We start from the raw sequence: 11,887 nt of genomic DNA, 5'->3' as shown, positions 1-11,887 counted from the left end.
CTCTATCCTTTAATAGAATTAGTTTTAAGCAGCGTTTTTTCTTGTTTCATCTATTGTTGCTTGAATCCAATCATCAATTTCACTTTCAATAAAAGCTATAGACCGTGAGCCGATTTTAATTTGAGTTGGGAAACGCCCTTCGCTGATGAGCCGATAGATCCAGGCTTTTCCGTAACCAGTTCTCAAGAGGACTTCAGGAAGACGTATTAGACGAGTGCTTTTGTTGTTCATTTCATATTTCTTCTTGTTCGTTTCAATGAAATGACTATACGAACTGTCGGAATAAGAAAGGAGCGAGCTTCCGAACTACAGGGCAATGAGTAGCCCTGTAGATCTAGGTGTCGTGGAGTTACGATTAGTTGGAATCAGAGAGTTTCATCACATCTGAAACTCTCATGTTTTTTAGATGTGGATTTCGATTCATGAAAAAATTGAACTGCTTGGCGAAGTCCATTGTTGCAGCTTTCATAGCAAGTGGTCGATCTGCATCTTTGATGTGATAGTGAAGCCGGATTGAAGCCTCATCGTCTTCGTCCGTGTATAGAAGACGAGAAAGGCGATCATCTGATACTCGAACATCCTTCCTTTTCGCCCATAGCAATATGTCCAACATCGCTGGCAAACGATAGTTTATGATTTTTTTGATAGTTCCATAGCCAAAACGAACCGCCCCAGCCTCATCAACCTCAACCCCTTTAATCCGTCTCCATTGAGGCAGTGCTGCTTTTATGGACTCTGTAATTTCATCGTCTGTTCCACTACCCAGATCGATTTCGAGCAGAACAGTTTTCTCACATATAGGAGACATTAGCGCTGATACATAAGCTTCGTGATGGGGAGCGTTAACACTGTATATATCGTTTCCTCTTTCCCAAGTGAAAAGATTCACATTGAGAGCAGATACACTCAGTTGAGCAAGCCTGCTGATATCAGTTATAAAAATGTGGGGAGGATTGTAAAGGCTATCGTTGGTCGTTGGGTAGTCGAGTTGTGTGTCATTGAAAAGATGGGGGTTGCCACTGAAAATTTTCGTCATGTAGTTCCACAGCCCTTTTTTCTCTTCCTCCGTGGGCCATGGCTTAAACAAATGCGATCTTGCCCAAAGTTCATGATACAGGCCGTTTAAGGTGATTTCTTCGAACTTACGGTAGTTATCTATGTCGAGCCAAGCTTTGATTTCTTTTGTATGCTCTGGGGACCAATTTTTCATCGAAACACACTCCAGCAATAGACCATAATCTGTTAGTGTTGAACTTCCCAGACTTACTCGATTTATGCAAGTTTCAAAGACTTAACCGATGACAGCGACATAAAAATTCTTTGTTGGTATTAATGTTGGAACAATTATGACTACCTATAAAAATTCTCTTTTAAATCATGAAAATATTTATACGTTCGATTTCTGTAGGGGACACCATTAGCACCTCTCAGCACGTCCCACTAAGTCCATAAAATCCTGTTAAAACATTACCAGCCAACCCATCCCCCTCACTATATGTGACTTGTTCCTCACTCCATTTCTCGTTGGCACATAATAAATATTTATGATAAATATCAATAAATAACGTAAAAACCCCCTCTATTTTCACCCAGAAAATCCACTATTTTTTACTCTCGGCTTGCGGATTTAGATATATCGATCTAAATTAGATATATCTAAGTTGTTTAGATATATCTAAAGGAGAGTCATTATGTTTGGTTTTTCAAAATGTGGTCATCACCAAGGTGGTGAACACCATGAAGGGCAGCGCTGTTGTGGCAAAAGAATGCATCGCGGGGGCCGTCATCATATGGCCGCTGAAGGCGCTGAGGCAGTAAGGGGTGGCAGGCGTGGTCGTGGTGATAAAATGCACCGTTTGTTCGAACACGGAGATTTGCGCATCGTACTCTTGGCGCTGGTTGATAAAAAGCCGAGCCACGGCTACGAGCTGATTAAAGCAATTGAAGAAGCGTCTTCTGGGCTCTATGTCCCAAGCCCTGGGGTTATCTACCCAACGCTAACGCTGCTAGAAGAGCAAGATTTTGTCACGCCAGTGGCAACCGGTAATGGCCGTAAAAGCTACCAAATCACTGATGCGGGTAAAGTGGAATTACAACAAAATCAACAAATAGTGGATGTGATTTTCTCCCGCTTGGCGCAGGTAAATCGACGGCCAGAAGGGAATCTGGCAGAAGGTATTTCTGATGCTATGCATCGCTTACGCCATATTCTGCGCAGCAGTATGATGCGTTCTGATGTCGCACCAGAGCAGGTGGCGCGCATTAACGCCGCATTACTGACAGCAGTAGAAGTGATTGAAAAAGAATTAGCCCCCCCATCGGTTACAACTGATGAAAAAGATCAGGAGAAAAGCTGATGCCGGGATATCGTTATCGCATCACCATTGAGCCGCTAACCGACCGCAAAGGTGACGCTATTGATAAAGCCCCGCTAACGTTCGAAGCCGAGAATCACGACGAGATCCTCGGCATCATCGAACGGTTACAAGCGCGGGAAGATATAGACTTCGGCAAAGAGAAAACCGCAGCATTTGCCCTCGGGCTGAAACTGTTTTCAGAAACAATGCTGGAAAACCGTAAACACCCGCTGTTTGCACCGCTGCGCACCGCATTTACCGATTTCATGATTCATCTGAAGAAAGGCCCGCACGATCGTAATGATAGCGCCGAGTAATACATCATAAGGAGAAAATGGACCCGCTCCCGACTATATTTATCCACTGGGGATATCGGCTATAGACGATATCCCGGTAGATGACTTAATCCAAATCGGCACCGTTACTGGCAATAACTTTTTTGTACCAATAAAAGGATTTCTTTCTCTTACGGGCTAAAGACCCGTTGCCCTGATCATCACGGTCAACATAAACAAAACCATAGCGCTTGCTCATTTCACCGGTAGAAGCAGAAACCAGATCAATACAACCCCATGAGGTATAGCCCATTACCGGAATGCCATCAGCAATGGCCTCCCCCATCGCGTTGATATGCTCGCGCAAATAACTGATGCGATAATCATCGTCAATCTCGCCTTGCGGGTTGATTTCATCCTTGGCACCCAGCCCATTCTCAACCAAAAATAGCGGTTTCTGATAGCGGTCGTACATCATGTTCATGGTGATGCGCAAACCTAAAGGATCAATACCCCAACCCCATTCACTGGCCTTAATGTGAGGATTTTTCAGCGATTTTACGATATTCGCCGCACTGCTATTATGGTCGTTCATATCTGCCGACGCACAGCGGGAGGCATAATAACTAAAGGAGACAAAATCCACTGTGTGTTTGAGTATCTCGTCGTCACCCGTTTCAGTCACAATTGAAATCCCTTTCTCCCTGAAAAGCCGTTTGGTATAAGCCGGATAAGCACCTCGGGCCTGTACATCAATAAAAAACAGATTTTCACGGTCTTTCTCCAGCGCGGCCCACACATCCTCGGGTTTGCAAGTGCGCGGATAGAAGTTCCCCCCCGCCAACATGCAACCCACCTGATTAGCAGGATTGACCTCATGGGCAATTTTTGTCGCCAAGGCGCTGGCAAGCAACTCATGATGAGCCGCCTGATACTTTACTTGCTCCTGATTTTCCTGTTGCTCAAACACCAACCCAGCGCCAGAGAACGGACTATGCAACAGGATATTAATCTCGTTAAACGTGAGCCAGTATTTAACTAATCCATCAAACGCCGTAAAACATGTGCGCGCATAACGGGCAAAGAAATCAACCATTTTCCGGTTACGCCACGAGCCATATTTTGTGACCAGATGCATGGGAACATCAAAGTGGCACAGCGTCACTAGTGGCTCAATATTGTACTTTTTACACTCGGCAAAAAGGTCGCGATAAAATGCGATGCCCTCCGCATTTGGGGTTAGCTCATCACCGTTAGGGTAAATTCGGCTCCATGCGATTGAGGTACGAAATACGGTGAACCCCATTTCGGCCATTAATGCGATATCATCTTTATAACGATGATAGAAATCGATCGCCTGATGACTGGGATAAAACTCATCATCTCTTAAGGTAAAACGCTTCTCCTGCCCCAACTTCACTGCCAAACGGTGTGGTCCATGAGGGATCATATCAACCGTCGTCAGCCCTTTTCCACCTTCAAAGCAAGCACCTTCGGCCTGGTTTGCGGCTAATGCGCCGCCCCATAAGAAACCGTCGGGAAATGTTGATGCTGGCATTACATACCTCGTATTTAGTTAATTTTTACTGCACTCGGCGCAACAGCAGAATGGGCGGTATCGCTTTCGCTATTTTCAACCGGAATATCTTCAAAGCCCAGCAACAGCGTGGTAATAAACGAAATCACGATGGCCAGAATCATCACACCAAACACCCATACAATACTCATTGGATTGGCCGGGTCGAAGAACTGGACACTGGTAAATAATCCAGGAGATGCCATCGAATGGCTTGCCAGCCCACCGATTCCAGCGACCGCACCACAGATAAAACCACTGATAAGACTGGCGATCAGCGGGCGTTTAAGACGCAATGCCACCCCATAAAGTGCCGGTTCAGAAATACCCGCGACAATCGCTGATGCGGCTGCAGCCAGTGCCGTTTGGCGCAATTCTGGGTTTTTGGTTCGCCAAGCGACAGCCAGCGAAGAGCCGCCTAGTGAAAGATTAGCGCCAATCTCTGATGGCATAACCATGCCTTCTTTGCCCGTCTCCGCAATGGTCTGAATAATGGTTGGAGTAAAGACACGGTGCATGCCGGTCATAACTAATAATGGCCAAAGTGCCCCCATAATCGCCACCGAGAGCCAGCCCAGATAGTCATGAACCGTGTACACTAACGAAGAAATACCGCTGCCGATCCAGATCCCCAGAGGGCCAATAAACATGATGGCAATAGGCGCGGAAATCAGCACGATTAGCATCGGCTTAAGGAAGTTTTTGGTCACCGCGGGTGTAATGCGATCCACCCATCTTTCAATATAAGACAGCAGCCAGGTCATACATAATGCCGGAATAACGGTATAGGTATACTTCACTGCCGTGACCGAAACGCCCATAAACTCAACTTGTTGGCCTTGTGCAGCTTTCGCCATTAAATCAATAAAGGCTGGATGAACCAACACCCCGGCAATGGCGATAGCCAGCGACATATTGGTTTTAAATTTGAGTGCAGCAGAAGCCGCAACCATAACCGGAAGGAAGAAGAACGCCCCATCACCAATGACATTGAGAATAATCAGTGTCGATGAGCCTTTGCCAAAAACACCGGTCATATCCAGAATCATGGCTAACAGTTTTACCATCGACCCACCGATAATGGCCGGTATCAGAGGTGACATGGTGCCAATCAGCGCATCAAGTATCCCTGCGCCAATACGTTTCAAGGTTATTTTATTTTTTTGCGGCAGTGTATTTTCAGCTACCAGCCCTTCTGGCAGCAGTTTTAGCACTTCAGCATATGCATATGAAACGTTATTACCAATAATGACCTGACACTGGTTTTCATTGCGCACCACACCCAGCACACCGGTGATGGACTTCAACTTCGCCAGATCAACCGCACTATCATCGTTAAGCACAAAGCGTAAACGCGTCATACAGTGGGTCACTGCTGCGATGTTATTCACCCCACCAATGGCATCGACTATCGATGCGGATACTGCGGCATAATTCTTTGACATGAGTAGCAACTCCCCGTAATGACGCACGCCGAGCTAAGCAAACCATTTGCGGTCTAAGGGGACTGCCCTCACCGGTATAAGTGGTAATTAGCTATTATATTCATATAGTTATTTAAATATCACCTGCCGGTATACCCTTGCTTTTAGTTATTATCAGGCAATTAGGTAACCGGTTCCACACGAGAATCTTAAATTACCAATTACAATTCAATAGATGTCGGCATTAAATTTTCATTATGTGATAAAGATCGGCATTAATCCGGGACGATTGTGTAAGACAGTAGCTGTAGGCCTAAAGAACTGAGTATTGCAGTCAGCCACCAGTCTATGGCCCATTGACCAGAACCCAATGGGAACAGCCTGTATACCCGCTCAGAGGGTCAGTGAATATTGCTAACAGCCGTGCAGTTTCAAGGATGAAAGGTATAGAATGACAATAATTTTCAACGGGTAGGAAAGACCTATGTCTACAATGCAAGAAGTGGCAAAAAAAGCAGGTGTCTCGAAAGCCACTGTTTCGCGTGTTCTGTCAGGCAAAGGCTATGTCAGTGAAGTGACTAAAGCGCAGGTATATAAAGCGATTGAAGAGAGCGGATATCGGCCAAACTTACTGGCCAGAAATCTGGCGACCAATAAATCACAATGCATTGGTTTAGTGGTGACCAATACTCTTTATAATGGTAACTACTTTAATGAAATACTGTCTCAAGCGGCAAAAAAATTAGAGAATAATGGCCGTCAATTGGTGCTGGTTGACGGGAAACACAGCGCGGAAGAAGAACAAGAAGCAATCCAATTCCTGCTCGATTTACGTTGCGATGCAATAATAATTTACCCCCGGTTTTTAACTGTGGATGATATGGATGTTATTATTGATAAATATAAGCAGCCTATTATGGTGGTCAACAGAAAATTAAGAAAAAACCACAGCCACTGTATTTTCTGCGATCATAAAGGGTCCAGTTATAATGCAACAAAATATCTTATTGAACGAGGCCATCAGGATATTGCATTTATCACCGGCTCACTGGATTCACCGACAGCGATTGAGCGCCTTTCTGGATACAAAGAAGCATTAAGAGCATGTTCGCTTCCGCTGCGGGATAGCCTGATTATTCAAGGGAAATGGACCCCGCTCAGTGGTGCAACTGCAGTCGAATCGTTATTAGCCAGCCAACAACCATTTAGTGCCATTATCGCCAGCAATGATGATATGGCCATTGGTGCCATGAAAAGATTAAATGAGATGGGGATCAACATACCTGAAGCCGTATCTCTTATTGGGTTCGACAATATTCCCATTGCGCCTTTTTTAAGCCCATCGTTATCCAGTATTAAAGACCCGGTCAGCGGTATGATAAATGATGTCATTAACCGGCTAATTTCAATGTTAGACGGGGGGTATTTATCAACTGAAAATATATTTCAGTCCGAACTGATTGTCAGGGACTCAGTCGGTGACGGGCCCTATTTAGGCCAATCAGCGCTCAACCATCAATAAAGCGCCCAGTTCACTGGGCGCGTATTGGGTATAGCAAGGGCTAGCTTGTGTTTATAGCCCATCGCCCCGGCGATCACTGGGTATTGGTGGCACAGATGAAGCTCTCTCAACCACAATTCGGCGAACCTTATAGCCGGTAACACCCAGTATTAACGTGACTATCGGCGCAGCAATATTAAATACCGCAAATGGCAGGTAGCCCATGGTGGATACGCCTAATACAGCCGCCATATAGGCGCCGCAAGAATTCCAGGGAATCAACGGAGACGTGACGATACCGGCATCCCCCACCAAGCGAGAAAGATTCTCTGGCGCTAACCCGCGTTTGGCAAATTCACCGTGGAATAACCGTGTGGGTAGCAATAAAGCAATATATTGATCACCCGCGACGATATTCAGCCCAATGGCCGTAGCAACCGCAGAAGCAAAAAGTTGCCCAACGGTTTTGGCTCGCAACAAAATAGGGGTTACCAGCTTATTAAGCAGCCCAAAGTCATCCACCATAATACCGAACGTCACCGCACCGATGATTAACCAAATAGTTAACAGCATGCTGTCCATTCCCCCGCGCGACAACAATGCATCCATCTGTGGAATACCAGAGTTCTCCTGAAAACCATTAGCCATCGCCAGCCAGACGCCCTTCACAGCGGCAATGGGTAACGCGGTATCAGGCTCAGCAATAAAGCGCGCAATGGCCTGCGGCTGAATAAATGCCGCCATCACACCAGCAAGCAACGCAGCGCTAATAATGGCCAAAGGTGCCGGGACTTTACCGACGGATAATCCAAGCAAGAATATCAGTGGCAGTAAATTCCAAGGTGTAATGTTGAATAACTCATCAAATCGGGCTAATTCGGCGTGCGTAATTGTGGCATCAAAGCTGGCTTGTTGATTGATACCTAATATGATGAAGGCCACCAAAGCAATCAATGCGGCAGGAATAGTGGTCCAAAGTTGTGCCTGTATATGGCGATACAGCTCAACACCATTCAACTGTGCGGCCAACACAGTACTTTCTGATAATGGCGAGATTTTGTCCCCCACATAGGCACCCGAAATCACCGCACCTGCGGTTATCTCTGGTGAGACACCAATCATATTTGACAGCCCGACTAACCCGACGCCAATAGTCCCCGCGGTTGTCCATGAACTGCCAATGCTCATAGAAACCCCGACGCAAACAAGAAAAGTAATGGGGAAAAACCAATTCGGGGTAATCAGAATAATGCCGTAATAAACCAAGGTCGGGATTGTCCCCGACATGTTCCAGGTACCAATTAATGCACCAACAGCAAGCAGGATAAATATCGCACCGACCACCGTCGATATCCCCTTACGCGTCGACTGGGCAATATCCTCCCACGAATGACCATTTTTCATGATGATTACCGAAGTAATCATGGTGCAAAGGATAAGGGCAACCTGTAAGGGGCCATTGACGGCCTGAAGCCCAAACAGCGCGACAGATGCACCGACGAGTATCACCAACGACAGCATCGGCGTAATGGCATCTAAATAAGAGGGTGGTTTGATAGTGCGCGTTTTTTTGGGAACATTGGCCATATATACCCCACGAACAATTAAATACGATTAGTGAGTCAAATTAATCTTTTAATGATGGTTGCACGCTATGGTCCGATTTTTTAAGTATAGCTATTGGAAGGATATCCGATTAATTAGTTTAACTTTTAACTCAAGCACCCACGCTGGGTACCGACCAAAGAAAAGGAGCACAAGGCTCCTTTAGGTCAAGCAACTGCGGTATTCGTGTCACCCAAACTATTTAGCGCGAACACCTTCGACTGACAAAATCAGCTCGACTTCTTGTGAAGCCGGACCCAAGTCAGTGGTGATATTAAAATCTTTCAGTTTGATCGTGCCATTGGCTTCAAAACCAGCACGATAACCGCCCCAAGGATCATTACCTTGCCCCGTCAACTTGCTTTCCAGTGTCACCGGCTTAGTGACACCGTTTAATGTCAGATTACCCACGACGGAATAACCCTCTGCATTTTTCTTAACGTCGGTCGACTCAAACGTCGCCTGTGGGTATTTACTGACATTCAGGAACTCTTTACTACGCAGATGTTTATCACGCTCGGCATGGTTGGTATCAACACTATTGGTATTGATCACCACATTGACTTTATCAGCGGCCGGATTTTTCTCATCAAAAGTGAAAGAACCGTCAAAATCATTAAAACTGCCGTATAACCAGCTATATCCTAAATGTTTAATTCTGAATTCGATAAAGGCATGTTGCCCTTCTTTATCGATTTTATATTCGGCGGCTACAGCACTGCCTGCAGTAAACATCAGTGCCCCTACAGCCAGGCCCAACAGGGTCTTATTAAACATATTTAATTCTCCATAATACAGTTGGTTAATCGGTGCTACGTCCCAGCATCCGCTTAAGGGTTACATCACCATCAATGAAATGGTGTTTAATTGCGGCCAGTCCATGCAAGAGTGAAAGCACGACGACTGCCCAAGCCAAATAGAGGTGCACAGTTCCGGCAGTATCTGCCTGATCAGGTAGGTTAGTCAGTGTTGCAGGGACAGTGAACCAACCAAATACATTGATAGGTTGCCCATCGGCCGTTGAGATTAAATAACCGCTGAACATAATACAAAATAACACTAGATATAATATCAAATGTACCAATATCGCACTGAGCCGAGTGAAACGGCTATAACTCGATAATGGTTTTGGTGGCGGCGAAATAAAGCGCCAAATCACCCGAAATAACATCACTGCAAACAGTATGCATCCGATGCTTTTATGTATTTCAGGTGCCTGATGATACCAACCATCGTAGTAGCCTAAGGTTACCATCCATAAACCCAGAGCAAACAATGCATATACTGTAAATGCCACTAACCAGTGGATACCAATAGTTATACGCCCGAACTGCTCCTTGGTATTTTCCCAAAGCATGATTATTCCCTTTTGCTTAATTTACAGAATGCTTAATTCACATGACAATAGTCAAACACTTTGAAACATAAAATCAACACTTATTTTATATAAGATATATCTTTCCAAACGCTGTCAGTTATTTTGTAGGAGTCGATAATTACTCGGTCAGATTAATTGTTGGACTTTACTTAACCTGACATAAGCAGAGTAAACAAGCAGATAAGTACTGGAGAAATAAAAACAGTGGATTGGTTAAACAAGCATTCCCAGCGAAAAAATAGCTGGAATTTAAAGCAGAAAATAATGCCATTATAAATATTTATAATGGCATTATTTGTAGGGGTATCCGTAGAACCTTCTATCTAACAGATAGGTAGAAAGCCATCAGGTTATACCGTAAACCCGAGATAGAGATAGATTGCCAAAACAATACTTGCTGTGGCGATAGCATAAGGCATTTGTGTTCGAATATGCTCAATATGGTCGCAATCCGTTGCCATAGAGGCCACGATAGCATCACCAGAGATAGGGGATGTCATGTCGCCAAAAATAGAACCCGCAATGGCCGCACCAATCATATATTCCACTGGCATCCCCAGAGAGACCCCAAGCTGAACACCAATGGGGATCATAATGGCAAATGTGCCCCATGACGTCCCCGTTGCTAGTGACATAATGGCACTGATAATAAAAATAAAGCCAATTGAGAATCCAGGAGAAATAACACCGGACGTTATAGTGGCAATATATTGCCCGGTATTCAGATCAGCAGAGACATTCCCCATCAAAAATGCCAATACCATAATTGAGCTGATTTTCACCATGCTGGCGTAACCGATATACAACTCTTTAAAGAAGGATTCTATATTCAGGATCCGCCGCCCACAGAACCAAACAAAAGAAACTGTTGTCCCAAACATCACGGCGCTATATACCGACATAGAGCCGCTGCCTTTAGTGAAATCACCGTCCCCTGTAACATAAAGGGCAACCGGAACCGCAATAACTGTCGATAAGATAGGGATGAGGAAGTTAAGCAATGAATTACACGCCGGATGATCAATGACTTCATCGGGTTCTTTCTCAACGTGCAGATCCTGCTTGCTGGTGAAATTCACCTCAGCTTTTCTCATCGGCCCCCAAGATGCCCCAGAGAAAATATAGAACAGCACTGACGCCAACGAGAACCATGCCATCAGATTCCATACCATCGATCTGGCCAGAATCTCAAAAGGCTGTCCATCGATGTACCCTTTGGCGATCTGGACACCGATAACCCCCATCATTGCCGCCCCCCAACCATTAATCATTGCTGAAGAACAGACTGATACGCACGAGGTTTGGACAATATAAGACATTTTCTCTGGTGATAGACCGTATCTTTTTGCCAGATCTTTGGTCGATGCGCCGGCAATAAGCTGGTTGATCGAACTTTCAATAAAAATAATTGACGTAATCACCATCGCCAACAACTGCACTGCTTTTTTATTGGTAACAAACTGGGTTTTTTCTGTTAAGGCGCGAACTAAACTTCGGACGCCCCCGGTCACGACAATTAAGCGCATGATCCCGCCAATCATCACCATAAAAATAACGGTACGAGTATTCCCAGGAGAAGAGAACGTATCAATAATTCCATTTAAAGTGCCACTGACCCCCTGAAGTAGATTGTGATCATTAATAACCGTAAATCCAACAACTATCCCCATTAATAACGATAATATTACCTGCCGAGTAAAAATTGCCAAACAAATAGTTACCAGTGGAGTTATAATTGTCCACACGCCATAATCATGCATATGACTACCCT

Annotated in this window: 11 protein-coding genes; 3 read left to right on the top strand and 8 right to left on the bottom strand. The window is 45.0% G+C overall.

Going from position 1 to position 11,887, the window contains the following annotated elements; all coding sequences use genetic code 11:
- Positions 1-24 precede the first annotated feature (24 nt).
- Positions 25-231, bottom strand: a complete 207-nt coding sequence (locus tag EL015_RS06645) for a helix-turn-helix transcriptional regulator (protein WP_032905947.1) — start codon at positions 229-231, stop codon at positions 25-27.
- Positions 232-355: 124 nt separating this feature from the next.
- Entirely contained in the window at positions 356-1,210 is an 855-nt protein-coding gene (locus tag EL015_RS06640) for a DUF6387 family protein (protein WP_005183550.1), read from the bottom strand.
- 481 nt (positions 1,211-1,691) lie between these two features.
- On the opposite strand from EL015_RS06640, the gene EL015_RS06635 reads away from it, so the two are divergent.
- Positions 1,692-2,357, top strand: a complete 666-nt coding sequence (locus EL015_RS06635) for a PadR family transcriptional regulator (protein ID WP_005183552.1) — start codon at positions 1,692-1,694, stop codon at positions 2,355-2,357.
- Positions 2,357-2,674, top strand: a complete 318-nt coding sequence (locus tag EL015_RS06630) for a DUF3861 domain-containing protein (RefSeq protein ID WP_032905948.1) — start codon at positions 2,357-2,359, stop codon at positions 2,672-2,674. Before EL015_RS06635 ends, EL015_RS06630 begins: the two co-directional genes overlap by 1 nt.
- An 85-nt stretch (positions 2,675-2,759) precedes the next feature.
- On the opposite strand, the gene EL015_RS06625 is transcribed toward EL015_RS06630, so the two are convergent.
- Both EL015_RS06625 and ascF read right to left on the bottom strand, forming a co-directional pair.
- Complete coding sequence (locus tag EL015_RS06625) at positions 2,760-4,190, bottom strand: 6-phospho-beta-glucosidase (protein WP_005183555.1); 1,431 nt, start codon at positions 4,188-4,190, stop codon at positions 2,760-2,762.
- Between the two features lie 14 nt (positions 4,191-4,204).
- The gene (gene ascF, locus EL015_RS06620; RefSeq protein WP_005183557.1) at positions 4,205-5,653 is read right to left on the bottom strand and encodes a PTS cellobiose/arbutin/salicin transporter subunit IIBC; all 1,449 of its coding nucleotides are present in this window, start codon (positions 5,651-5,653) and stop codon (positions 4,205-4,207) included.
- A gap of 463 nt (positions 5,654-6,116) precedes the next feature.
- Here ascF and EL015_RS06615 point away from each other — a divergent pair, with 463 nt between their 5' ends.
- On the top strand, positions 6,117-7,154 hold the full coding sequence (locus EL015_RS06615) for a LacI family DNA-binding transcriptional regulator (protein ID WP_032905949.1): 1,038 nt from the start codon (positions 6,117-6,119) through the stop codon (positions 7,152-7,154).
- A 51-nt stretch (positions 7,155-7,205) separates the two neighbouring features.
- On the opposite strand, the gene EL015_RS06610 is transcribed toward EL015_RS06615, so the two are convergent.
- The 4 genes from EL015_RS06610 to EL015_RS06595 form a co-directional block, all read right to left on the bottom strand.
- A complete protein-coding gene (locus EL015_RS06610) occupies positions 7,206-8,720 on the bottom strand; it encodes a Na+/H+ antiporter NhaC family protein (RefSeq protein ID WP_005183568.1) in 1,515 nt (504 codons plus the stop codon).
- Between the two features lie 216 nt (positions 8,721-8,936).
- Positions 8,937-9,515 (bottom strand): YceI family protein, encoded by a 579-nt coding sequence (locus EL015_RS06605; RefSeq protein ID WP_005183570.1) that lies wholly within the window; start codon positions 9,513-9,515, stop codon positions 8,937-8,939.
- Positions 9,516-9,540: 25 nt separating this feature from the next.
- The gene (locus EL015_RS06600) at positions 9,541-10,095 is read right to left on the bottom strand and encodes a cytochrome b (RefSeq protein ID WP_005183572.1); all 555 of its coding nucleotides are present in this window, start codon (positions 10,093-10,095) and stop codon (positions 9,541-9,543) included.
- Between the two features lie 371 nt (positions 10,096-10,466).
- A complete protein-coding gene (locus EL015_RS06595; RefSeq protein ID WP_005183574.1) occupies positions 10,467-11,876 on the bottom strand; it encodes a Na+/H+ antiporter NhaC family protein in 1,410 nt (469 codons plus the stop codon).
- Between the last annotated feature and the right edge of the window lie 11 nt (positions 11,877-11,887).

Origin of the sequence: Yersinia intermedia, assembly GCF_900635455.1 — a bacterium.
Classification (GTDB): Bacteria; Pseudomonadota; Gammaproteobacteria; order Enterobacterales; family Enterobacteriaceae; genus Yersinia; species Yersinia intermedia.
The sequence above is the reverse complement of the archived record's forward strand: the minus strand, read 5'-3'. Positions and strand labels throughout refer to the sequence as shown.

What these genes read in the sequence shown, in the direction of transcription:
- EL015_RS06595 (WP_005183574.1), bottom strand. Translation starts at nt 11,876, where the DNA reads ATGCATGATTATGGCGTGTGGACAATTATAACTCCACTGGTAACTATT.
- EL015_RS06610 (WP_005183568.1), bottom strand. Translation starts at nt 8,720, where the DNA reads ATGGCCAATGTTCCCAAAAAAACGCGCACTATCAAACCACCCTCTTAT.
- EL015_RS06635 (WP_005183552.1), top strand. Translation starts at nt 1,692, where the DNA reads ATGTTTGGTTTTTCAAAATGTGGTCATCACCAAGGTGGTGAACACCAT.
- ascF (WP_005183557.1), bottom strand. Translation starts at nt 5,653, where the DNA reads ATGTCAAAGAATTATGCCGCAGTATCCGCATCGATAGTCGATGCCATT.
- EL015_RS06625 (WP_005183555.1), bottom strand. Translation starts at nt 4,190, where the DNA reads ATGCCAGCATCAACATTTCCCGACGGTTTCTTATGGGGCGGCGCATTA.
- EL015_RS06605 (WP_005183570.1), bottom strand. Translation starts at nt 9,515, where the DNA reads ATGTTTAATAAGACCCTGTTGGGCCTGGCTGTAGGGGCACTGATGTTT.
- EL015_RS06645 (WP_032905947.1), bottom strand. Translation starts at nt 231, where the DNA reads ATGAACAACAAAAGCACTCGTCTAATACGTCTTCCTGAAGTCCTCTTG.
- EL015_RS06600 (WP_005183572.1), bottom strand. Translation starts at nt 10,095, where the DNA reads ATGCTTTGGGAAAATACCAAGGAGCAGTTCGGGCGTATAACTATTGGT.
- EL015_RS06630 (WP_032905948.1), top strand. Translation starts at nt 2,357, where the DNA reads ATGCCGGGATATCGTTATCGCATCACCATTGAGCCGCTAACCGACCGC.
- EL015_RS06640 (WP_005183550.1), bottom strand. Translation starts at nt 1,210, where the DNA reads ATGAAAAATTGGTCCCCAGAGCATACAAAAGAAATCAAAGCTTGGCTC.
- EL015_RS06615 (WP_032905949.1), top strand. Translation starts at nt 6,117, where the DNA reads ATGTCTACAATGCAAGAAGTGGCAAAAAAAGCAGGTGTCTCGAAAGCC.